Here is a 22206-nt window from a genome sequence, read left to right as displayed (position 1 = left end):
GGGCCCCGCCCCCTTTGGATTCCCCGGATCGGAGCACACTCGCCATGGCTCGCCCTTCCATGCCCGACCGCCAACGCCGCGACCACCAGGTCAACGTCCGCTTCACCTTCGACGAGATGCGCCGCATCCACGCCGCCGCGGATCGCGCCGGCCTGTCGGTCACCGACCTCGTCCGCCGCCGCTCCATGCGTGTCCGTGTTGTCGTGAAAAAATCGCGCGCGCTCGACGCACTCGCACTCGAGCAAGTCCGCAAGATCGGCATCAACCTGAACCAGGCCGTGCACGTCGCCAACGCCACCGGCGAGATCCCGCCGGAGCTCGCCCGCATCGCCGCCTATGTCGAGGACATCCTCATGCGGGAGGTCGATCTCGGTGGTCCCTAGAGTCGCCAAACGCGGCCGCAGCTTCAAAGGCGCCGGCCTCTACTACCTGCACGACAGACGAGCCCAGACGCGCGACCGCGTGCTGTTCACGATGACCGTCAATCTGCCGACCGACAATCCCGACAAGGCCTTCGGCTGGATGGCCTATACCGCCCTGCGCCAGGACGAGATCAAGCGCGCCGCCGGCGCGGTCGCCACCGGCCGCAAGCTCGTCAACTCGGTCTACTCCTACAGCCTCGCCTGGGCGCCGGACGAGACGCCGACCAAGGAAGAAATGCTCGAGGCAGCCTTTGCTTCGATGCACAAGCTCGGCCTCGCCAGCCACGAGGCGGTGCTGATCGCCCACAACGACACACCGCACCCGCACATCCACATCATCGCCAACCGCGTCCATCCGGCGACCGGACTCGCCGCCCCCCTTTCCAAAGACCATCTGGTGTTGTCTGAATGGGCCGAAGCCTACGAAAAGGCACAGGGCCTGATCCGCATCCAACGCCGCGTCGACAACAACGAGGAACGCCGCAGGGGGCGCTTCATGAAAGACAAGGACAGCGATGACACCGCCGCCTACCGCCGCTGGCAGAAACAGCGCGAGCGCGCCGCGGAAGAACAGCGGCGCCGCCAGCAGCAGGATCTGACCGAGGCACAAAAGCGCGAGCGCGACGAACTCGAGCGCAAAGCCCGCGACGAGATCGAAACGCTACGCAAGACGCAAAAGGAGGTGCAGCGCGCCGACTGGACCGATCTCTACAAACAGCAGAAGAAGGAACGCGACGCATTCGAGAAAGCGCAGCAGACGCCGTTCGGCCGGCTCCGCTACTGGCTCAACAACCGCGAAATCGATCGGTGGGGCCAGGCCGGCGAGGAGCGTCCGGCGATGGTCACGCGGGCATTCCAGGTGCTGTCTGACGGCAACATCATGCGCGATCAGGTCGCCGCCAAGGAGGTCCGCGAACGCCGCGAACTCGCGGTCAAGTTGAAAGCGATGACCGAGACCAAGATCAAGCCGCTCGCCGCGCAGCACGATCAAGCGCGCAAGGAGCTTGCCGATCGGCAGCTCGCCGCACGACAGGAGCAAACGCGGACCCAACAACAGCAGCGCGACGGCCAGGCGCGCATCGCGCGCCAAGGCAACGACCGTTCCGCTTTCGAATTCGATCAGGCGGCCAAGGGCGTCGTCCCGAAAAAGGAGCCGGAGCGCAACTTTCTCGACCGCATCGGCGAACGCAGTCCGAAGGGCAAAGACGTCTCCGCCGGCTTCGAACAGGCCGCCAAGGACGCCGCCCCGAAAAACGACCCGCAACGCAGCTTCCTCGACCGCATCGGCGAGCGCCAGCGTACCCCCGACCAGTCCCCATCACCCGCCGACAAAGACCCCGCCGCCCAGCCCGAAAACAAGCCCGCGCCGGAGGTCCCGCCCACCGATGATCCCAACATCTACGGCCAACGCGACAAGGGCCAGAGCACGACCAGGAACGACGACAGCCCAAATCAGAAACCCGACACTGCCGATGACTTCAAAGTCGAACGCGGCGACAAGGGCCTCGGCCGTGGCGGTCCAAGCCGCGACGACTAGCGCTCCCCGGCAAAGGAAGGAGCGGCGGCTGGCGACATCGCTATAGGGCAGCGTACAGGGATGGAGCCGAAAGCTCACATTGTTCGCGTCGCGCCCGGCCCGCCGACATGCCGCGCACGCCAGATGCCTCTTCAGATTCTCGCTGCTCAGCTCGTAGTCGCGACCTACCCGCCGCCCCAAGCGAACGAGGTTCACCCTGGCATTGTGCCTGCAGTCCTGCGTCTCACAGTACGCGTGAATGCCGTAGCCAAGCGCCAGATGTATGCCGAGCGTATCGATGACCAGCGAATAGGTGATTTCGGGCAAGGGAAAAATGTCGTGCATGCCCGCCCTATTCCGCCTGCCAATCCCGCCGCTCAAAATACACAGCCTTGGCGCGCTCATCCTCCGCCGATGACACAGGATCGCCACGCTGATCAAGCAGTCATGATCAAAAGCGATCTCGACATCATCGGCACCCCGGATGCACTGGTGCTGGACGAAAGCAAATAGTTCGAGCCCTGCCCCATCTGCGGCCCAGGCTACGACACGCGGGACCTCGCCTAGATCATGCACCATGCGGAACCGCAGCACCGGTCGCTCTCGCAAGCAGACACGATACGCGTCGTCAGCGCCAGCAAACGCCGCTACTAGACGGCAGGCAAAATCCCCCGCATTCTAGGCCAGCCTGGACCAACAAACGTCGGGGGCAAACATGTGGCGAAAGATCTGGAAGGAAGCCGACCGCACCCTCACGATCCTTTTTTTCATCACACTTCCGTTCTTCCTGTATTTCGTCGCCACCGAAGCGTTCCGGGCGCAAACGCCGGAAGACATCTTCGACCTCTGCTATAATCATCAGATGAACGCGCCGAAAAGCGATCCGAAGTACAGCGCCGCCTATGCGCCGCTGCTCACCGCCATCCAGGACGACCTCGCCATCGACTGGCAACTCGCCCCTCCGTTCGGGTTCAAGGAGACGGCGCGGCCTGGCTCGCGGGCGCTCGCCAGATGCTCGGCTTCAACCTGAAGCGCCTGGCGCACAGAGCACGGTCCGGAAAGCTCGAAGGTGTTCGCCTCGAGGCCGGTACCTTCGTTGTCACGCCGCCGCCCGTGAGGTTCCCGCTGCAGCCGAGGAACTAAACTCGAAATCAGCGATATGTATCCGATGGTCGAGGTTCTGGCCCTGTTGAGGGAACTGTATGAATGGACCGGCTTCGCGGATGTGGGCGGCGTCGTTTGGATTCTGAAGGAGAACGACTTCTCAGCTCACGCATTTCCTCCCAGACGATCTGCAACTAGGGCGTTCCAGAAGGCGATACCAGGCTCTAGTGCAGCGTCGTTGAAATCATAGCCGGGATTGTGAAGGGGTTTGCTCGGCCCATTTCCGGATCGGATCATGGCACCAGGAACATGCTGAAGAAAAAAGGCGAAATCTTCTCCCGCCATTGTTGGCGGTAGCTCCGCATTGACCCGTCCTTGCCCCGATACCGCACTTGCAGCCCTCACGGCATTTGCCGTGCAGGCAAGCTCGTTCACGGTAACAGGGTAAAGCCGCTCGTAGACAACCTCAGCCGCTATTTCATGTGCAGCCGCGACGGATTCAGCCATGAGGCGCAACCGCTGCTCGATCAGCCCTCTAACGCCCTCATCAAGGCAACGACTGGTTCCAACGACCGTGACGGCCTCAGGCATCACGTTGAATGCGTTCCCGCCGCTAAGGCTAGTAAGCGAGAGAAGAGCCGGGCGGATCGCTTCCTTCCTCCGTGCCACGATCGTTTGCAGGCCCTGAACCAAGGCTCCCATCGCGACGATCACATCGTCGCAAAGATGAGGAGAGGCTGCGTGTCCACCTCGCCCTTTCAAGGTTACAGAAATCGAATCAATCGAAGCCATCGCTGGGCCTGCCGTTATTGCGAACGAGCCGACGTCCAGCCCCGGCAGATTGTGCATCCCGTAAACTTCATTCAGTGGAAATGCGTCGAGAAAGCCGTCGTCGATCATTCGTTTTGCACCGGCGCCGCCCTCTTCTGCCGGTTGAAAGATCAGTACCACGGTCCCCTCGAAGTCGCGATGTCGGGCTAGAACCCTCGCAGCACCAAGGAGGGTTGACGTATGTCCGTCATGCCCGCACGCGTGCATGAGTCCCTGCCTTTCCGACTGCCATTCGGCTCCTGTCGTTTCGGAGATAGGTAGCGCATCCATATCGGCCCTCAAACCAATCATGCGACCGCCGCCTTTACTTCCCCGGATAGTCGCGACAACGCCCGTTTCACCGAATTCGCGGCGAATCTCGTCACATCCGATCGCTGACAGTTCGTCGGCTACTTTTCCCGACGTGCGCGGCAGGTCGTAAAGAAGTTCCGGATGCCTGTGAAGGTCACGTCGAAGAACGGTCAGCTCAAGCAGATCGTCCCGGTTCAGCAGGTTTCCCTCAAGCATCCTTAGCCTCCGATTGAATTGCTCGCAGCTGGTTCTTTGTCCAGCCGCGTTGCGGGAACATCGCCGCGTCGTTGCAGCGCTCTCAAATTGCCGTCTCGTTGAACGGCACAGAGTTCCCCAAACTGTCGCGAGCACGAAGTCACAAACGGACCAACATTCGTCGCTTTGGTCTTAAAGGAGAAGGATGTGCTTTCTAAAGGTCGTAGTTATGTGAGCCAGCGTCATCGGTGCCTTTGGTACCGCACCGGTAGTCGCCGGGATTTAGGCCATAAGTGTCACGAAACACGCGTGCAAAATGACCGAAATGCGCGTAGCCCACCGCAGTGGCAACCTCGGCCACGGTTACGTTTTGGGCAAGAAGTTCGGCCGCTTTCTCCATACGGCGCTGCCGAAGCCACGATCGCACCGGCTGACCGGTCACTGCACGAAAGACGCCTTTGAAGCGGCTTGCGCTCATGTTGGCACGCTGTGCCAGAAGCTCCACCTTATGATCTGCGTCGAGCGTGCGCTCTAAATATATCCTCACGTCAGCAATACGCTCCCGGTCGGCGCGCCGCACGCGGTAGGTGCCGGCCACGACATCATCAATTCTGCGTATCGCAGAGAAGCTCTCGGCCAATGCCTTCAGCAACCGGGCTTGTTTGAGCAGGCCATCGACCCCGTCATCGCACATCTGTGTAGCCTGGCTCAGCTCGCGCGCAAGCTCCGGGCCCAGGGCGCGGTGAAGATGGACAAACCCGTTGCTCAGCGTATCGAGGGGGCCGAGATCGTGATCCTTAAGGAAACCTTGCGTGCGTATTGCTGGTACACTGAACAGAACGGAAAGCGAATTACTGCCTCCGCGCTCGAAGACCTCTTTTGTCCAGCTGTTTCTTGCGTAAAAGACCTGCAACTGGGTTCGACCGCCGTTTATGGTGTCCGACCCGTTTACCCTGTAACGACCGGTACCCGCCAACCGAAAATGCACATGCAATCCGGGCTGGTGCTGGAAAGAAAGCAACTGCGGCCGGGGGGACCTATAGGCCAGCGTGAGAACCGATACCGCGCCCAGATCCCGCGCGTGCATGATATCAAACTCGACACGACCGCCAAGCCGCGCTGAACCTGCCGCGAGGCACTCAGATTGATCAATAAGCACTGGTACGCTTCGGGTCGGTTCCATCAAAGCAGATTAGCAGAACCGTCACAGTGCCAAAACAAAACACGAGGACGGTCACTCGGAAGCGTCGCGATCTCGTGCGGTGCAGGTGCAGCTTAATTCCAGGTGATCATTGTTGACGCCGCTCGGCACGGACGGGACCGCTTCACACCTAGAACGACGCACGCAAGAAAGCGGGTCTATGATTGGCTCGCGTTACTTCGATCTCAATGAGTGGCCCTCTTTGGCAAACAGGCCAGCTGATTAGCGTACGCACCGGATAGGGCTCCTGGAATCGACGAGCATAACTCTCGTTGACGGCGGCGAAGTGCGCAATAATCGTTGAGAAACAGCACCACTTTGATAGCTTCTTCCACAGACGCGTTTCGTGCTTTCAACACCGCTTCTACATTGTCCAGGCAAAGTCGTGCCTGCGCCACGATACCTTCAGGCATCTCGCCTGACTCTTACGAGAACGCGGTGGATTCGGTTGATGGAAAGAGGTCCGGGTAGGCGTGCAGCGCAACTGCACCGCCGGTATGCAGGAAGATGACCTTTTCATCTGACGCGAAGCGGCCACGCCGGACTTCGCCGAGCAGCCCTGCAAACGCTTTAGCGGAATAGACGGGATCAAGCACCAAGCCCTCGGTCCTCGCAGCAAGCGTGAGGGCCTCCACCATCAACGGGGTTGGTTCGCCATATGCCGATCCGAGATATCCATCGACCATCTCGACCCGGTTGGCAGCGCTATCCTCGTTGACCGAGAGGATTTGTGCGAGCTCGCGGACCTGCCTTCTTACATCCTCGTGCAGGTCGTGCACGCGCGGCTTCAAGACATTCACGCCCAGGATGCGCGTGTCGCTGCCTTCGCGCTCAGCGCCGACACTAAGCCCAGCTTGCGTGGCACCAGACGACGATGCGTGCACGATTGCAGCAACCGGCTTACCCTTGTTCTCGCAAGCTATCTCGCAAAAGGCCTCGACATATCCCAAGGCGCCAATCGCCGAAGATCCACCATATGGCACGAGGTAGGGAGTACGCCCCGCAGATTTCAGACGCTCGACAAGATCAGAGGCGAATACGTCCACCTGGGCAGGTTCGACGCTGTGAATGTTGGCGCCGAACAGGCGATCCAAAAGAATATTTCCGCAGCTTGTATAGGCGACATCGTTTCGCGCCACGGCCGTCATCAGTATTGCCTCGCAGCGGAGGCCTGTCCGGGCAGCAGCTGCAGCTGTCTGTCGGACATGATTCGATTGCACCGCTCCAACCGTGATAACCGTATCGGCTCCTTCGGAGAGCGCTTGTCCGATCAGGAATTCGAGCTTGCGCGTCTTGTTTCCTCCGGTGGCAAGCCCAGTGCAATCGTCACGTTTGATCCATATCTCCGGTGCGTGCGGTCCAAGTGCATCGCGAAGTCTATCGAGCCGCTCAAATGGCGTGGGGAGATGAGCCAATCTGGTCCGCGGAAATGCAAGCGAACCAAGCTCCGACCGGTTCCTAAAATGCTGCTCCAACGCGCTTACCTCGATCTATGCTGTCACATCAGTGTCGCGCAAGACGGGGCAGTCAGGTAGTCAGGAGCGGTTCGAAGATGGGCGAATTGGGCTCGAATAGTCATTCGGGGCAGCTGGTGCGCGAATGGACCAACGCCATGGCCGCATCGGCGATGGCAGAAACACACACGATTGCGGGAATGCTCAGTTCTTGGGACCGTTGGTCTCGTTTCGGAGCTTTGGCAGAAAGGCAAAAATCGACACGCCGATTAGACAAAAGGAGGCGATCGCAAGACAGATCACATTAGCGTAGTTCATCCCGGCCGAGAGCGCGGCGTCACCAACCACACCGCTTCCCCACTGCGCGAAGGCGATTCCGGCAAAGGTAGCAAGGTTCACCAAGGAGAGCAGCCGACCCTCGCCACTGCGAATCGTTGTGCTTTTTGCAATGGAATAGATCTGAATGTTGATTGCCGACATCAGACCCAGCAGCAACACCAATGCGATGTCAGCGGCCATCCCAAGGGGTAGTTGAGCGCCAAGCAGGGCGCTTGATGCCGCGATCGCAATTCCAGCTGTGAGGACCGCCACGTTCAGGTTTGCACCACGACGGGCGATCCAGCCCATAAACATGGGGGAAAACGCGATTGCCAGGGAAAACACAAACGCGATGCCACCAGTTGCGTTAAGCGATAACTCGTACCGATCTCTGAAAAGCGGTACTATCCACAACGCGCGGATCGTCAGCACACTTGAATAGCTCACAAAGGCAACGGTCAAGAGGCCCCAAAGCGCAGGTTCACGGAGAAGCCGACGAGACCCCTTTGCTTGTGACAATGCGTTGGGCCGTTGGTTGGCATTGCACGCCGGTAAGATCGCCGTGGAAAGGATGAGGACCACTACGGTGGCAGAACCTAAAACGAAGAATGTCGCGGACCATGAGCAGACTGATACGAGCCACGCAAAGGGAGCCGACGTAGCTAGGATTCCAACGCTGCCAACGCTCATGACCATACCGATAAGGAACGGGAACGACTGTGGAGGCTCCGTACGGGCGATCTGCACCATCGCGCCCACCAATGCGGGCGCACACCCTGCCCCAAGCAACAGTTGTCCGGCATACAGCTCTTCAATAGAGCCTGCGTATGCCGAAACCAACGCTCCCAGGACGACTATCGTCAGAGCAAGCGTGAATACCGATCTCAGTGCAAAGCGGTCCAATGCAATCCCGCAGGGCAGCTGAAGCAAAGCGAATGAAATGTGGAATATCATTCCGATTTTCGCCAGCGCGGCTGGGCTGGCGTCAAACTCGTCGGCGAGCGCGGGCAAAATGATGCTCGGCAGCGTGCGAAACGCCTGGCTTAGTGCAAAAAATGATGCAAGTGCGGCAAACAGTGTTAGACGCCCTACAAGCTGGCGCGAGCCAATTATCTTCATTTGGTGTCTCCAATGGCTACCGCACCGTTGCCCGCACTTCAGCACGGCGAATACTTCCCTGCGTACCTCGTGCGCAAAGCACCCAATAGCAACACCTGCGCAAGCTGTTCCAGGAAGAGGCGATCCAGGTGGCGCGCGAGTGCGCAGGATTCGCGCTAGGCCGAGAGCAAAAAAAGGCGATCGCACGTGCGGCCCTCTTCGCGATCGGTTTGCTAGTCATGCACGCAATCGCGCTCGAGTCGGTCACTAAGCGGTCCTGTTTCCTTGTCTAGATGCGGTCATGCGCAAGCGATTCCTATCGAAACGAGCGTGTGGCATTAGAGGCTTACGCCATCCACCTTTTGGACCGTCAAACTATCGAGATCGATCGTAGGCACGCGGCCCCAGGCTATGCGTCCGACTACAAGCCCGCCGCTCTAGCACTGAAAAAAGATGACCCGTAGCGCTGCTCGTCTTCAACCGGCTCTGCGTTGATCCAATGTGCTCTTGATGAAACTCGCTGCTCAGCGGGTCTCACCGACTATTTTGTCGGTCGGCGACTTGCTGAGGGGAAGAGCGTAGGTTAGCCGGGCAGGCGCACCTCCTGGTGCGCCTGGTTTGTTCGATCGTGGACGCTATTGGCGCTTGCGAAGCCTTGGGTTCATCGCGTCATTGAGCCCATCTCCAATCAGGTTCAGGGCAAGGACGGTAAAGAATATGGCGATGCCGGGAATAGCCGTGACGTACCACGATGTTCGAAGGAGTGAGCGCCCCTCGCCAATAAGTCGCCCCCAGGTTGCTACATCTGGATCGGTCAGACCGAGAAATGACAGCGCACTTTCGAACAACACGGCGCCGGCTACCAGAAGCGAACTGAGAATAACCACCGGCGGCAGGGCGTTCGGCAACATTTCCCGAGTGGCAATTGCAAAATCGGACATTCCGACGGCCCGGCTTGCCTGAACGAAGTCGCGAGCTTTGATTGCAAGAAACTGGCCGCGTGTTTGCCGTGCAATGCCGGTCCACGTCACCAAACCGATGCCGATTAGGACGTTGTGCATCTTGGGTCCCAGGACAGTGACAATCACAATTAAGAAGATCAAGTTTGGGATGGTCTGAAAAATCTCGGTGAGGCGCATCAGCACCTTATCGACCACACCGCCATTGTAGCCTGCAATTGCCCCTATCACCACACCAATGAGCGTCGCCAGCAGGCTCGCACCCATCGAAATGAAGAGTACATTTTGTGCCCCGTAGGCCATGACGGCAGCGATGTCCCGGCCAAGCGCGTCACTTCCGAGCGGATAGCGCGGATCCGTGAATGGCCAAAGGCCCGGCCGGGTGACGATGCGAAGGGGATCGCTGGGATAAATCACCGGCGCAAGCAGCGCGGTCACGACAACGAGCGCTACGATGCCGCACCCGAATAGTGCGGCGCGGTTTCTGGAGAAGGCGAGGAACAGTTGGTTCATTTCGTTCGCGCTCTTTCAGACTTCGATCCTGGGATCGATCCAGACATAGAAAAGATCGACCAGAATGTTGGCTACGATGACGAGGAATGTTGAAAGGAACAGGATGCCGGTAACGATCGGTATGTCGCGCGCCTGAACGGCACTGAACAGCATTGATCCGATGCCTGGCCATGAGAATACGCTTTCGATCACGACCGAGCCCGCGAGTGCGGTGCCCACATTCAAACCCAACAGCGTGACGACTGGCAGGATCGCATTCGGCAGGATGTGCTTCAGCACAATCCGCCCGCCGCGTAGTCCTTTCGCCTCTGCGGTCTGCACGAAGTCCATTCCGTGCACTTCGAGAACTGATGCTCGCATTACGCGAGCAAACATCGATGCATAGAATAGCCCCAGCGCGAGAGTCGGAAGGATGAGGTGAAGCGCCACGTCGCACAAATAGCCGAGCATGCCATACTCCGCGCCAACGGTGACCATCCCTGAAACCGGGAGCCAGCCAAAGTTGACCGAAAAGACAACGATGAACATCAGGCCGACCCAGAAGCTCGGCGCTGCAAAAAACACTATCATGAGGACGGACAGAGCAGCGTCAGCCCAGGTACCAACGCGCAATGCCGCCAGAGTGCCCAGCGTCACGCCAACTATGAAGGCGAAAGTCAGGGCCAGGAAATTCAGCAGCAAGGTGGCCGGAAGGCGATCAAGAATCATCTCGATTACGGGCGCACCTTCGCGGAGCGAGAAACCGAAGTCGAACGTCAGGCTTCCAGCCAGATATGATAAATACTGCAGCCAGATGGGTTGATACAGACCGTATTCCCTGCGCAGGCGTTCAAGCTCACCTGGGTCCGCAAGATTGGTCTCAGCTGCATAAACGTCGACAATGTCGCCTGGAGCGAGCTGCAGCAGGAAAAAGGTCAGTGTAACCACACCGATAAGTACCGGGAGCGCGTTGAAAACGCGCAATAAAAGTGCATTTACGATTCGGATCATGTTGGTTTTTCAGAAAGTGCACGGTGGAGCAAAGCTCTCCATCCGCGCGTATTGTCTGTCCTCAGCTAGATGTCGCGGCCAACGTTGTCCCAGCTCGTTTGGCTCCACTGCGGGTTGTCTGCAACATTCTGCAGGTCCGAGCGGTATACGGTGAAGATCGTCGTTTCCGCGAGCGGAATCAGCGGCAGATCCTGCACGGCTAGATCCTGGAACTTGTCGATCGCTGCCCGGCGGGCATCTGCATCTCCCGTCGATAGCGCGGTTTCAATCGCTGCATCTAGCTCCGGGTTCATGTATCCCATCGTATTGCGGAAAGGTACGCCAGGGATGGCGGCCTTTGACCAGTACCAATCGAAGGTTGTGAGACCGGGGTCAGAAAAATGTGCCGAATTCGACAACGCGATGTCGTAGTCGTAGTCCTTGTAAACACGTGTAACCATGCCGCCAAAATCTGGTGTCACGAGATTTGTCTCGATACCGACGTCGGACAGCTGCTGGCGTACGACATCGCCGGCCTGGCGCGTCGCCGGGTACCAGGTGGCGCATACGAAATCGAGCGTTAACCGTATGCCGTTGGCACCGCGCGGATAACCGGCCACGTCGAGCATTGCCTCGGCCTTGGCCGGGTCGAACTCATAGGCCGGCAGCCCACGCTTGCGATAGACCGAGCCATTGGGCAGTGGGCCTGATACTGGCCGAGCATAGCCGAGATAGACAATGTCGATTAGCGCCCGCATGTCGAGCGCATGTGCGATGGCCTGGCGCACCTCCGATTTCCCGGTCGCCTCTCGGCGGGTGTTCAACTCCATGTGCAAGAACCCGGCGACCGCATCGTTTCCTTCAGACGTGACCGAAAGCCCTTCCATGGTCTTAAGCCGCTCGATGTCGCTCAACGGTACCGCATTGCGCACCGAGACATCTGCTTCGCCACTTTCCAGAACGGCGGCGACGTTGGCTTCACTCTTCTCGAAACGATAGAGAATACGGTCGGCGTAGGGGAATCCGTCGCGGTAATATCTCGGATTACGTTCATATATTAGGTACTGGCCGGCTTTCCACTCCTTGAACATAAACGGCCCGGTACCGACCGGCGCCTTATTTGCCGGATTGGCATGATAGTCGGTTCCTTCATAGATGTGCTTGGGTATTACCTGACCAAAGCCGGAGCTAATGGAGTTCATGAAAAACTCCGGCGAAACGGGTTCGCTCATCTTGAACACCACCGTCAGATCGTCAGGTGTTTCAACCGATGCGATCCGCCGGTACGCGACATTGCCCGACAGGGGCTTCCAGATTTCCAAAGCCGTGAATGCAACATCGGCCGACGTAAAGGGCTGACCATCATGCCAAGTCACGCCTTCTTGGAGTCTGACGGTGAACTCCAAGGCGTCTGCAGTGTTTCTCACCTCGGTTCCGAGGCGCGGCTCGATGTCGGTGCCGTTGTGAAAAAAAAGTGAATCGTGCAACTTGGCCGAATGTTCTGCCACGGTCGAGCCGCCGCCCAGCGCACCGACCAGTGAGCGCGGTTCGATGTTGTGTACAACGGTAATCTCCCCGCCCAGCCTTGCGAGGGACGGGCGTGAGCCGAAGGCAGTCAGCGTGGCGATCGAGGAAGCGCCCAGCAAAAGTGATCTTCTGGCAATTCTGTAAGTCATCGGTTTCTCCTCCTAATCGTCTTGTCTTTGGATTGTGGATCTGAGCGGCCTATCCCTGCCCGGCACCGCCGACAGAAGTTCCCGGGTGTAGGCATGCTCCGGGTTTCCGAATACGGACGCTATGCTGCCCTGTTCGACAATGCGTCCGTCCTTCATGACGGCGACGCCTTCGCAGATGCCGGCTGCGAGCCGCAAGTCGTGAGTTATGAGCACAAGTGTCAGGCCCAGCTGTTTCTTCAGGTCTTTTAGAAGCTCAAGAACTTGCGCCTGTACCGAGACATCAAGTGCCGAAGTCGCTTCATCTGCGATGATGAGCTCGGGCTTCATGGCCAAAGCACGCGCTATGGCAATGCGCTGCCGCTGCCCCCCTGAAAACTCGTGCGGCCAGCGATCGATCGCCTCCGGCGGCAACCCGACCATGTCGAGCATTCGGGTCGCGATGTTGCGACCCTCGTCACGACTTGCGCCCATCGCAACAGGTCCGGCGGCGATCAGTTCGCAAGCGCGACGTCGTGGGTTCAACGATCCATATGGATCCTGGAAGATGATCTGAACCTTCTTCCTGAACTCGCGTCGTTCAGCATTAGATGTGCCGATCTCCTTGCCGCAAAACAAAACCTGCCCGGCATCATGCGGCAGGAGGCCGGCCAGTATGCGCCCGAGCGTCGTCTTACCAGAGCCGGATTCTCCGACAATTCCAAAGGTTTCCCCCTGTCGCACCTCCGTGGAGACATCGAACAGGACATGTTTTTCGATAGACTTGTTCGAGAACGTTCCTTGCGACACATACGTCTTTCTAATATTGCTGGCCTCAAGAATGCTCGGTCCCGACGGGCGCTCCTTGCCGGCCCCGTGCGCATGTGGTATCGCAGCGATGAGGTGTCTCGTGTAGGCATGCGTCGGCGCTTTCAGAACCTGATCACATGCCCCTTGCTCAATCAGTTTGCCGTGCTGCATGACGATCACACGATCGGCGATTTCGGAGACAACGCCGAAGTCGTGCGTAATGAACAGTATCCCCGTCCCGTGTCGCGCCTGCAGGGACTTGATCAGCGAGAGAATCTGCTTCTGCGTCGTCACATCGAGCGCCGTCGTTGGTTCATCAGCCAGCAGCACATCGGGGTCCAATGCCAACGCCATCGCGATCATGACACGCTGACGCTGACCACCGGAAAGCTGGTGCGGAAAGGCGTCGAGTGCCTTTTCGGGATTTGGTAGCCGAACCTCCTCGAACAGTTCAAGGACCCGCTTCCTGCGTTCACCCTGCGAACCTCGGCCGTGAGCGATCATTATCTCTTCGACCTGTTCGCCAACTCGCATTAGCGGATTGAGCGCGGTCATTGGCTCCTGAAAAATCATTGCGATTTTTGCGCCGCGGATCGAGCGCATGCGGCCTTTTGTGAGTCGAGTAAGCTCTTCCCCGTCGTAGAGTATGCGGCCGCCGGTGACGGAGAGCGCCTGCGACGAATACAGTGCAATTGGCGCGCGCGCGGTGAGGGTTTTGCCCGATCCTGACTCACCAACCAGACACAGAATTTCGTTTCTGTGAAGCGTCAGAGAGATGTCTTCGACGAGACGTTTTGTATGTCCACCGATCACCAGACCTATGCTGACGCCATCGAGCGTCAGTATGGGCTCGGACAAGTCGGGCTTAAGAACTGCGGATGCGACCATGGACTCAATCTTTCGGGGTCTCAGAACAAGGGGCCTGTCAGAAGCTATCTTGTCTCAGTTGCCGACCTTCTCGCTGATCCAACTGAAAAGTACCTGTTCAAATGCTTCGGGCTCTTCGAGCATCGGCGTGTGTCCGCTGTTGGCGAAGACCCGGACAGTTAAATCTCTGAAGTCTCCGCGAACGCGATCCCAGGTGGACAGTGCGGGGACGAGATAGTCCCACTTGCCTGCAAGCATGAGCACCGGCCTGTCGAACGAACCAAGGCCGGCCGCGATATTCAGTTCCGCGAATTCGATACCCCACATCTGATCGATTGCCGGAAGGTTGATAGGCACACCTTCCCAGAGCGGCCTCGCGTCATAGCTCGCATCGGCCCAGCTTCGTGCTCCCATCGCAAGCGTGAAGAGGAGGAAGCGATCCTGCGGATTCTTCTCAATTCTCATTCCGAGCTGAGCCATTTGGCCGGCCTCGATGGCCTGGCGTGCCGGCGCAACTAGTTCCGACCAATTACGTTCCGTTACAGCCCGATCTTCTTCGCTATTGCTCGGGCCGTGATTCATCAACACGACACCGGAAACGTTGTCAGCGTGGAGCTTCGCGTATTCGATTGCCATGAATCCGTGGCCCGAATGCCCCAACACAATGGGCGCTTCCCAGCCGATTTCGGTGCGCAAGGCCTCGATATCTCCGAGTACTTTTGCCAGCTTCACATCATCGACAGTTTGACCGGCGGGCGCCTCGACAAAACCACGATGGTCGATGAAGGCGATTTGCATTTTCTTCCGCAATTCGGGTGCGAAAGTTCGCTGATAGTAGGGAATACTACCGATGATGAGCAGACGGATGTCACCTTCACCCTCGACGCTGAAATTGAGCCGATAGCCGTCGCGTTCCACAAAGCCCGACCTCTCCGCGGCTTGCGACTGCGTTGCCGCGATCCCGGCGACCACGCCAATCGCTGCGGCATGGTCTCCCATTCTTGCTAGTTTCATGACGTTACACCTTTGCCGGCTGAAATGCCGGGCCGGTTCCGTACAAACGCGTTCCGGGCTGCAGGTTTTTGTAGGAAAGCTTCGAAGGGTCGAGCGTGACAGCGCCTGGGGCCCCCAGTTCGATGATCCGTGAAGACAGTTCCGTGAAGTCGGCGCGGTAGTGGTTTGTGCTTTTGACCGATACGATGCGGTGCTCTTCGGGCACCGCGCCAGTAATTGCAAAGCTCTCACGCTCGACGTACCAAGTCCGAACGCTGGTCACGACCACGCCAACGCCGTCGCAGACGAGCCAGGCCATTTTGCCGAGGTTTTGATCGGAGCCCGCCATCATGGGACCTTTGAGCCGAAAGACCCCATCGTGAAGGCCGGCCACACGGAACGACCGCACCAATGGCGCGTGTCCAGGCATGCCTTTGCCACCGAGCGGTATCTCAATGTCAGCTCCAAGGCCTGCAGCGTGAGCCGCCTTGGCGGCTTCAGGGTCGAACATAAGCCCAACCACGGCGTCCTTAGCCTTTGCCTTCAGGAGGCTCTCCAAAACCCAAATGGTGTCGGATGTCCCGCCTCCGCCCGCATTGTCTTGAACGTCGGCGAGAACAGTAACGCCCTCCGGCTGCCTCAGTGCTTCGGCCACAGCTTCGTCAGCGCTCGGGAGGGCTGCGTGAAACTCTGCTTCGCAGTCAAGAATCTCCTCGAGCATCGCATCAAGAGCACGGTCGAGTTTTTGTTGGTCGGCTCCAAAGCCATACAGGCTCGGCCTGCACTGGTTCACATCAGCTAACGTGAAACCCATCATGAAGGAGAGCTTCGCACCGTCGCCACACTCGGCCTCGTGGCGCGCGAGGCTGGCATAAAGCTCGCTGCAGGGGGAATTCATCGTGGTCTGACGGTGGATCGGCATTAGAAAGGGAATGCTCCTGAAGCCGCGCGCCTTGGGAGGAGCGTCCGACTTTAGTGCCAGGAATAGTTCGTATGCCCGTTCGCCTGTCTGGTACATGTCGACGTGTGGATAGGTCCGGTAGCCGACCAGACCGTCAGCAATCGTGATCATTTCCGGGGTTACGTTGCCGTGCAGATCGAGGGATGCAACCACGGGTACATTCGGACCGACATGACTTCGTACGCGACGAAGAATCTCCGCGTCGGCATCAGAGTGATGCTTAGCAACCATCGCACCGTGAAGATCCAGGATGACTCCATCGAGGCGCGTAGGATCCCCAATCCGCTCGATTAGCATCGCCGAAATGCGTTCGAAGCAATCCTCAGTGAGCTTGTTCGCTGGCGAAGCCGGCGCATGAATCAGCGGGACAAGCTCATGCCCGTCATCTCGGGCCCGCGCGCTTACGCCTCTCAGCGCTATGGTCTTCGGAGTGCGCTCGAATATCTCTTTGCCAACGGGAATTCCGTTGCCAAGCCAATCACCGAAGTCCTCGAATACCGTCGGAGCCGGCGCGAAGGTATTGGTTTCGTGGATAAATCCACCGATGGCTATTCGCATGCAACCACTCCAATTGACATGTGACTTCTCTACATTTATCCATTACAACATATCCAAATGCGACGAGGTGTCAAAAGAAAATGTCAAGGATGGAAAATTTGGATGGTGAAAGTGGGCCGGCTGTCGCGGAGGGGCTCACCGATCGGGCTTTTGCTCGGTTGCATGCTGCGATTCTTGGTGGAGAACTCCAACCTGGTACGTCGGTCGTCGAAATCGAATTGGTCGAGCGTTTTGGACTGACACGTGCTCCGGCACGCGCGGCAGTTTCGCGTCTCGTTCAGGAGGGCTGGCTGGTGGCTCAGTCCAGACGCAGAATTGTCGTACGTCCCATCACCCTGCGCGACGTACGCGAAGTGTTTGATCTGAGAATGCAGCTTGAACCCGAGGCGGCCAGACGCGCTGCAGGCCGAGTCGACGCCGATCTGCTAAACCAATTGGATGATCAGACGGCCGGCAACTACAACCCCAACGATCCTTCGGAAGAAGCGGAGTTCTTCAAGGCGAACGCGAAACTTCACGTTGCCATTGCGCGCGCGGCCGGCAATGCACGGGCCGCCATGCTGATAGAGAAGCTCCATGATGAAAGCCAGCGCATTTTGCGAGTTGGCATGCGCTACACCAACTGGAGCAGAAACTGGCAGCACGGACACCGGGATCTGATCGCAGCGCTGACCGATGGTGACGGCGAAAAGGCGGCAGAGATCGCGCTCCGTCAGCTCCAGAACTCAGAACGTGTCGTCATGGATGCCCTGAACGACATGTTTGATTCAGTCGCGCTCGGAGACCTCAGAAAATGATGTCGACGACCGATGCAATGGGTCGGCTGGACAAGTTCGACAGGATTGAGTTTGTCGAAGCGCCGACCCCACTGATAGAAGTTTCCTTGCCTGAGTTGGGTAGGCGTGGCCTGCGGCTTTTTCTCAAGAGAGAAGACCTTGGTCCTCTCGGGGGAGGAGGCAACAAACTTCGTAAGCTGGAGGTTGCGCTGGCATCCGCGCGAAATGCGGGCGTTGATACCGTTGTTACTTTCGGTGCCCTTCAATCCAATCATGCAAGGCTGACCGCCGCGGCAGCCGCGAAGCTAGGACTAAGGTGCGAACTCATACTCTCCGAGCGTGTAACTGGGCAGGGCCCTTCGTATGAGATCAGCGGCAATTTGCTACTCGCGGAACTTTTCGGTGCCACGATACATCGTCTCGACGCTGGCCTCGATGTGCTGGCATACAGCGAGCAGCTATCCCTACGATTGCGAGATTCCGGCCGGAATGTGCGCATTATCCCCTTTGGCGGCTCAGACCGAGACGGCGCGATAGGGATTGCACGCGTAGCAGTGGAAATCCACAAGCAGTTGGGCGCGCAGGAGATTTCTCCCGGCTCGATCATTACAGCTAGTGGAAGCGGCTCGACGCAGGCCGGCCTGGTTGTCGGAAGTGCGATGAGCTCAGCGACGACCACCGTTGTAGGCGTCAGCATTTTGCACCGGAGTCCAAACTTGAGGGAAATCGTTGCACCCCTTTGTGCTCAAGCGTTCCAGGCACTTGGAATCGCCGGAAACCACCCGCGGCTAGAATGCGACGATCGGTTTGTGGGTGCAGGCTATGGACTGACCTACGACGCCATGCTTGAGACAATAGCCCACTTTGCAAGGCAGACCGGAACCCTTCTTGATCCGGTGTACACAGGCAAGGCGATGCACTGCCTTTTAGCCCGCATTGCGGAGGGACGGCACGATAACGATGGCACCATCGTGTTCGTTCACACGGGAGGCATTCCAGGGGTATTCGCCTACGCCGAGGCCTTCAATACCATTCTGCGCGACAAGGAACTCGCCTCATGAGTAGTGACACGCCCGAAGAGCGTTCCCGGATTCTCCGCAGGGAAGTTCGAGAGTTTGCATCCGGAGCCGGATTTCGATCTGAAGTCGATTCCGGGGCATTCGACGCAGCCATCGACAAGATGGCTGTTCAGTTCGCCGAGAAGCACTCCGGCTTTGGAGCCGATCAGGCCTCCGCGGGAATTGTCGAGTATGTCGGCGAGGTTTTGGGAAGCTGGTTGGCTCTGAAAGATAAAGGTCTGGATGATGGTGCTGTGCGCGACGCGCTAGTGGGCGCGCTTTCGATCTGGGTTCGTGAGAACGCAGAAAGCTACGCCGAGGCGCGGCTGGGCATTAGGCGAGATCAGCCCGACCAAGCATTCGAAAACGCACGGGCGAATTTCAAGACGCGAGGAGAAGCGCGTTTTGGCAGCCAGTTTCGCTATCAGGTTGACGTGGCGGACGACAAACGCGCGCATTTCGGCATAACACGCTGCCTATTCAACGACCTATTGAGAGCAGCTGGATACCCGCAGGTCATCCCTGTCTTTTGCGCTATGGACATAGTGTGGGCACAGGAGGTGACCCATAAGCGGTACAATCTGGACTTCACACGACCCACCACATTGGCTGCGGGTGACGACAAATGTCGATTCCAGTTTGACCGACGCTAACGAGTGACAATCAACCGGCGAATTTTCTAAGCATCCAATACAAACTCATACCTCGTAAGGACGAATCGTCTCCTACTAGGCAGGCAACACGTTCGAGCGGAAAAGCCGACTTTGCCAGTCGTCGCGAAATGTGATAGCGAAAACCCCACGATTTCAGTGGGTTCGATCCAAGATAGCGTCGCCTTAGGACTCATGAAGTTGCCTTCGGTAATCGGCATGAGCATAGCCGCAAATGACCTCGCTGCCCTGCACTACAGGCGCCACCGGCCGAGATCATTTCGTATGCGGTGTGGCTGAATTTCCGGTTTCCGCTCAGCCTGCGCCATGTCGAAGTTGCTCGCCGAACGCGGGATCGATGTCTCGTTCCAGACGGTGTCGGAGTAGGCCTCCAAGTTCGGGCGAGAATATGAACGGCGCATTCGTCGTCGATCCGCCAGCGGCTTTGCCGATAAATGGCATGGCATCCCTTCATCCAGCATGCCACCGAGTCTGTGCCACCCATGATCGCGCGCACCGAGGGTTCTTATGTCGGGACGTCTGACGGCAAGCGCACCCTCGATGCGATCTCGTCCTGGTGGGTCATCACCCACGGCCACAGGCATCCGCAAATCGTCGAGGCGATCCGTGACCCCACCGAAACGCTCGACCAGGTGATCTTCGCCGGCCTGACCCACGAGCCGGCAGAGCAGCTGGCGACGGCGCTGGTCGAGATGGCGCCTGCTGGCCTCGACTGCGTGTTCTATTCCGACAGCGGCTCGACTAGCGTCGAGGTGGCGCTGAAGATGGCTCGGCTTCCACCGCAACAATGGGTTGCCACGCTCGCGCGTCGTCGTCATGGAGCACAGCTACCACGGCGACACCATTGGCACGATGAGCGTCGGCGCGCGCGGGGTTCAACGCCGCCTACGACCCGCTGCTCTTCGAGGTCGACACCATCCCGTTCCCCGCGGCGGGACGCGAGCAGGAAACGCTCGACAGCTTCGAGGCGTTGACGCGCGACGAAAACGCCGCGGCACTGATCATCGAGCCGCTGGTGCTCGGCGCCGGCGGCATGCTGATGTACCCGACCTGGGTCCTGATCGAGCTCAAACGCATCGCCGAGAAATCGGGAACGCTGCTCATAGCCGACGAGGTGATGACCGGCTGGGGCGCATCGGGACGATGTTCGCCTGGGAACAGGCAGGGATATCACCGGACATCCTCTGCACGTAGAAGGACCTGACCGGCGGCTCGATGCCGCTGGCGGCGACGCTGGCACCCGACGCGGTATTCCGCGCGTATTTCTCCAGCGACCGCGCCAAGCCTTCTTCCATTCGAGCTCCTACACGGCGAATCGTATCGCCTGTGCGGCCGCGCTCGCCAATGTCGCGATCTGGCGCGACAAACCGGTGGCCGGGCGCATGGCGGCACTGTCGCGGATGTAAGCGCAAAAGGTCGCTCGGTTCCGCGACGATCCACCCTTCGAGAATCTGCGCACCGCGGGCACCATCGCCGCGCTCGACCTGCGCGTCGGCAAATCAGGCTATCTCGCCGAAGTTGGCCCGAAGTTGAGGGCGTTCTTCCTCGAACGCGGGCTGCTGGTCAGGCCGCTCGGCAACGTCATCTATGTATTGCCGCTCTACTGCGTGACATCAGGCGAACTCGACCGGCTCTACGATGCTGTCGATGAGGCCGCCGAATTGGCGGGCACCGGATGAGCCGCACCGCGCGCATAGCGGCTTCGGCCATCATGTCCCGAGCCGCAGGGTAGACAACGACGAGATCGAGGCGAATCTCGGTCTTAAGGCCGGCTGGATCGAAGGCCGCACCGGTATCCGTTCGCGCTTCTGGGCAGAGCCAAGCGACACACTGTCGGAACTCGCGGCCAAGGACGGCGAGATGGCGCTCGAGGCTGCCGGCATCGCGCGCGACGAAATCGGCCTGCTCTTCCTCGCCACCTCGATGCCTGACCACCTGCTGCCGCCAAGCGCGCCGCTGAAGGCCCGGCACGATCAGGCGCGCAAGGAACTCGCCGTTCGCCAGCTCGCCCCACGACAGGAGCAGACCCGGACCCAACAACAGCAGCGCGACGACCAGGCGCGCATCACCCGTCAAGGCAAAGACCGTTCCGCATTCGAATTCGATCAGGCGGCCAAGGGCGTCGGTCCGAAAAAAGAGCCCGAGCGCAGCTTCCTCGACCGCATCGGCGAGCGCCAGCGTTCCCCCGACGAGTCCGCATCACCCGCCAACAAAGACCCCGCCGCCCAACCCGAAAACAAGCCGGCGCCGGAGGTCACACCCACCGATGATCCCAACATCTACGGCCATCCCGACAAAGGCCAGAGCACGACCAAGAGCGACGACGGCCAAAAGCCCGACACTGCCGATGACTTCAAAGTCGACCGCGGCGACAAAGGCCTCGGCCGCGGCGGTCCGAGCCGCGACGATTAGCGCTGCCCGGCAAGGAAAGAGGCGCGGCTGGCGACATCGCTGTACGGCAGCGTACAGCCGTGCAGCCGAAAGCTCACATTGTTCGCGTCGCGACCGGCCCACCGACACGCCGCGCAGGCCAGATGCTTCTGCAGATTCTCGCTGCTCAGCTCGTAGTCGCGCCCGACCCGCCGCCCCAAGCGGACGAGGTTCACCCTGGCATTGCGCCTGCCGCCCTGCGTCTCACAATAGGCGTGAATGCCGTAGCCAAGCGCCAGATGTATGCCGAGCGTATCGATGACCAGCGGATACATGATCTCGGGCAACGGAAAAATCGTGCATGCTCGCCCTATTCCGAGTGCCAGTCGCGCCGCTCAAAATACACCGCCTTGGCGCGCTCATATTTAATCCATGCCACAGGATCACGCCGCCGCACGGCTTGGTTCCAGACGTTCAGCAGATCGGCCAGCTCGCCATCCGACAGATCACCATCCCGCCAAAGCCCGACCAGGCCGAGAAGCGAAGGCCCGCCCTTCAGGTGAACGACGACTTCGCTGAACTCATCCGCAATCCGCCTGTGCTGCATCTCATCCATCAT

Annotated in this window: 19 protein-coding genes and 4 pseudogenes; 11 read left to right on the top strand and 12 right to left on the bottom strand. The window is 59.1% G+C overall.

What is annotated here, in order from left to right:
* The first annotated feature begins 44 nt into the window (after nt 1-44).
* From PD284_RS23385 to PD284_RS23365, 5 genes and pseudogenes are all read left to right on the top strand, one after another.
* On the top strand, nt 45-383 hold the full coding sequence (locus PD284_RS23385; protein ID WP_274630763.1) for a plasmid mobilization protein: 339 nt from the start codon (nt 45-47) through the stop codon (nt 381-383).
* A gap of 79 nt (nt 384-462) precedes the next feature.
* Entirely contained in the window at nt 463-1959 is a 1497-nt protein-coding gene (locus tag PD284_RS23380) for a relaxase/mobilization nuclease domain-containing protein (RefSeq protein WP_274630762.1), read from the top strand.
* A gap of 60 nt (nt 1960-2019) precedes the next feature.
* Nucleotides 2020-2451 carry a hypothetical protein gene (locus tag PD284_RS23375; RefSeq protein ID WP_274630761.1) on the top strand — a complete coding sequence of 144 codons (432 nt, stop codon included), beginning with the start codon at nt 2020-2022 and terminating at the stop codon, nt 2449-2451.
* 202 nt (nt 2452-2653) lie between these two features.
* A complete protein-coding gene (locus tag PD284_RS23370; protein WP_274630760.1) occupies nt 2654-2968 on the top strand; it encodes a hypothetical protein in 315 nt (104 codons plus the stop codon).
* A pseudogene (locus PD284_RS23365) lies at nt 2908-3163 on the top strand (hypothetical protein); the annotation flags it as partial. The gene PD284_RS23370 and the pseudogene PD284_RS23365, both read left to right, overlap by 61 nt.
* 44 nt (nt 3164-3207) lie before the next feature.
* On the opposite strand, the gene PD284_RS23360 reads toward PD284_RS23365, so the two are convergent.
* The 10 genes from PD284_RS23360 to PD284_RS23315 all read right to left on the bottom strand — a co-directional run bounded on the left by PD284_RS23360 (nt 3208) and on the right by PD284_RS23315 (nt 16712).
* Nucleotides 3208-4380, bottom strand: a complete 1173-nt coding sequence (locus tag PD284_RS23360) for an amidohydrolase (protein ID WP_274630759.1) — start codon at nt 4378-4380, stop codon at nt 3208-3210.
* 193 nt (nt 4381-4573) lie between these two features.
* Nucleotides 4574-5518 carry a helix-turn-helix transcriptional regulator gene (locus tag PD284_RS23355; RefSeq protein WP_274630758.1) on the bottom strand — a complete coding sequence of 315 codons (945 nt, stop codon included), beginning with the start codon at nt 5516-5518 and terminating at the stop codon, nt 4574-4576.
* Nucleotides 5519-5985: 467 nt separating this feature from the next.
* Complete coding sequence (locus PD284_RS23350; protein WP_274630757.1) at nt 5986-6975, bottom strand: D-cysteine desulfhydrase family protein; 990 nt, start codon at nt 6973-6975, stop codon at nt 5986-5988.
* Nucleotides 6976-7218: 243 nt separating this feature from the next.
* Nucleotides 7219-8451: an MFS transporter gene (locus tag PD284_RS23345; RefSeq protein ID WP_274630756.1), complete on the bottom strand. Its 1233-nt coding sequence runs from the start codon at nt 8449-8451 to the stop codon at nt 7219-7221.
* Between the two features lie 614 nt (nt 8452-9065).
* Nucleotides 9066-9902 (bottom strand): ABC transporter permease, encoded by an 837-nt coding sequence (locus tag PD284_RS23340; RefSeq protein ID WP_274630755.1) that lies wholly within the window; start codon nt 9900-9902, stop codon nt 9066-9068.
* Nucleotides 9903-9917: 15 nt separating this feature from the next.
* Complete coding sequence (locus PD284_RS23335; protein WP_274630754.1) at nt 9918-10892, bottom strand: ABC transporter permease; 975 nt, start codon at nt 10890-10892, stop codon at nt 9918-9920.
* Nucleotides 10893-10957: 65 nt separating this feature from the next.
* Nucleotides 10958-12547, bottom strand: a complete 1590-nt coding sequence (locus PD284_RS23330) for an ABC transporter substrate-binding protein (protein WP_274630753.1) — start codon at nt 12545-12547, stop codon at nt 10958-10960.
* Between the two features lie 12 nt (nt 12548-12559).
* Nucleotides 12560-14221, bottom strand: coding sequence for an ABC transporter ATP-binding protein (locus tag PD284_RS23325; protein WP_274630752.1), 1662 nt, complete (start codon nt 14219-14221; stop codon nt 12560-12562).
* Nucleotides 14222-14275: 54 nt separating this feature from the next.
* The gene (locus tag PD284_RS23320; protein WP_274630751.1) at nt 14276-15214 is read right to left on the bottom strand and encodes an alpha/beta fold hydrolase; all 939 of its coding nucleotides are present in this window, start codon (nt 15212-15214) and stop codon (nt 14276-14278) included.
* Between the two features lie 4 nt (nt 15215-15218).
* On the bottom strand, nt 15219-16712 hold the full coding sequence (locus tag PD284_RS23315) for a M81 family metallopeptidase (protein ID WP_274630750.1): 1494 nt from the start codon (nt 16710-16712) through the stop codon (nt 15219-15221).
* Nucleotides 16713-16801: 89 nt separating this feature from the next.
* Between PD284_RS23315 and PD284_RS23310 the strand changes: the two genes are divergently transcribed.
* From PD284_RS23310 to PD284_RS23285, 6 genes and pseudogenes are all read left to right on the top strand, one after another.
* On the top strand, nt 16802-17509 hold the full coding sequence (locus tag PD284_RS23310) for a GntR family transcriptional regulator (protein WP_274630749.1): 708 nt from the start codon (nt 16802-16804) through the stop codon (nt 17507-17509).
* Nucleotides 17506-18549 carry a D-cysteine desulfhydrase family protein gene (locus tag PD284_RS23305; RefSeq protein ID WP_274630748.1) on the top strand — a complete coding sequence of 348 codons (1044 nt, stop codon included), beginning with the start codon at nt 17506-17508 and terminating at the stop codon, nt 18547-18549. The genes PD284_RS23310 and PD284_RS23305 overlap by 4 nt, the downstream gene beginning before the upstream one ends.
* Complete coding sequence (locus PD284_RS23300) at nt 18546-19199, top strand: L-2-amino-thiazoline-4-carboxylic acid hydrolase (protein ID WP_274630747.1); 654 nt, start codon at nt 18546-18548, stop codon at nt 19197-19199. Before PD284_RS23305 ends, PD284_RS23300 begins: the two co-directional genes overlap by 4 nt.
* Before the next feature lie 272 nt (nt 19200-19471).
* A pseudogene (locus PD284_RS26960) lies at nt 19472-19658 on the top strand (IS6 family transposase); the annotation flags it as partial.
* Nucleotides 19652-20896: pseudogene (locus tag PD284_RS23290) on the top strand (adenosylmethionine--8-amino-7-oxononanoate transaminase). The pseudogenes PD284_RS26960 and PD284_RS23290, both read left to right, overlap by 7 nt.
* Nucleotides 20893-21182, top strand: a pseudogene (locus PD284_RS23285) (3-oxoacyl-ACP synthase); the annotation flags it as partial. The pseudogenes PD284_RS23290 and PD284_RS23285, both read left to right, overlap by 4 nt.
* A 443-nt stretch (nt 21183-21625) precedes the next feature.
* Here PD284_RS23285 and PD284_RS23280 read toward each other — a convergent pair.
* Nucleotides 21626-21934, bottom strand: coding sequence for a hypothetical protein (locus PD284_RS23280; RefSeq protein WP_274630746.1), 309 nt, complete (start codon nt 21932-21934; stop codon nt 21626-21628).
* A 23-nt stretch (nt 21935-21957) separates the two neighbouring features.
* Nucleotides 21958-22206 (bottom strand): hypothetical protein (locus PD284_RS23275; RefSeq protein WP_274630745.1); only part of this gene is annotated, 249 nt, incomplete at its 5' end.

Origin of the sequence: Mesorhizobium shangrilense (assembly GCF_028826155.1) — a bacterium.
GTDB classification, from domain to species: domain Bacteria; phylum Pseudomonadota; class Alphaproteobacteria; order Rhizobiales; family Rhizobiaceae; genus Arvimicrobium; species Arvimicrobium flavum.
This window is presented reverse-complemented; position numbering and strand designations above follow the sequence as displayed.

What these genes read in the sequence shown, in the direction of transcription:
- PD284_RS23385 (WP_274630763.1), top strand. Translation starts at nt 45, where the DNA reads ATGGCTCGCCCTTCCATGCCCGACCGCCAACGCCGCGACCACCAGGTC.
- PD284_RS23375 (WP_274630761.1), top strand. Translation starts at nt 2,020, where the DNA reads ATGGAGCCGAAAGCTCACATTGTTCGCGTCGCGCCCGGCCCGCCGACA.
- PD284_RS23370 (WP_274630760.1), top strand. Translation starts at nt 2,654, where the DNA reads ATGTGGCGAAAGATCTGGAAGGAAGCCGACCGCACCCTCACGATCCTT.
- PD284_RS23360 (WP_274630759.1), bottom strand. Translation starts at nt 4,380, where the DNA reads ATGCTTGAGGGAAACCTGCTGAACCGGGACGATCTGCTTGAGCTGACC.
- PD284_RS23345 (WP_274630756.1), bottom strand. Translation starts at nt 8,451, where the DNA reads ATGAAGATAATTGGCTCGCGCCAGCTTGTAGGGCGTCTAACACTGTTT.
- PD284_RS23340 (WP_274630755.1), bottom strand. Translation starts at nt 9,902, where the DNA reads ATGAACCAACTGTTCCTCGCCTTCTCCAGAAACCGCGCCGCACTATTC.
- PD284_RS23335 (WP_274630754.1), bottom strand. Translation starts at nt 10,892, where the DNA reads ATGATCCGAATCGTAAATGCACTTTTATTGCGCGTTTTCAACGCGCTC.
- PD284_RS23330 (WP_274630753.1), bottom strand. Translation starts at nt 12,547, where the DNA reads ATGACTTACAGAATTGCCAGAAGATCACTTTTGCTGGGCGCTTCCTCG.
- PD284_RS23325 (WP_274630752.1), bottom strand. Translation starts at nt 14,221, where the DNA reads ATGGTCGCATCCGCAGTTCTTAAGCCCGACTTGTCCGAGCCCATACTG.
- PD284_RS23320 (WP_274630751.1), bottom strand. Translation starts at nt 15,214, where the DNA reads ATGAAACTAGCAAGAATGGGAGACCATGCCGCAGCGATTGGCGTGGTC.
- PD284_RS23315 (WP_274630750.1), bottom strand. Translation starts at nt 16,712, where the DNA reads ATGCGAATAGCCATCGGTGGATTTATCCACGAAACCAATACCTTCGCG.
- PD284_RS23310 (WP_274630749.1), top strand. Translation starts at nt 16,802, where the DNA reads ATGGAAAATTTGGATGGTGAAAGTGGGCCGGCTGTCGCGGAGGGGCTC.
- PD284_RS23305 (WP_274630748.1), top strand. Translation starts at nt 17,506, where the DNA reads ATGATGTCGACGACCGATGCAATGGGTCGGCTGGACAAGTTCGACAGG.
- PD284_RS23300 (WP_274630747.1), top strand. Translation starts at nt 18,546, where the DNA reads ATGAGTAGTGACACGCCCGAAGAGCGTTCCCGGATTCTCCGCAGGGAA.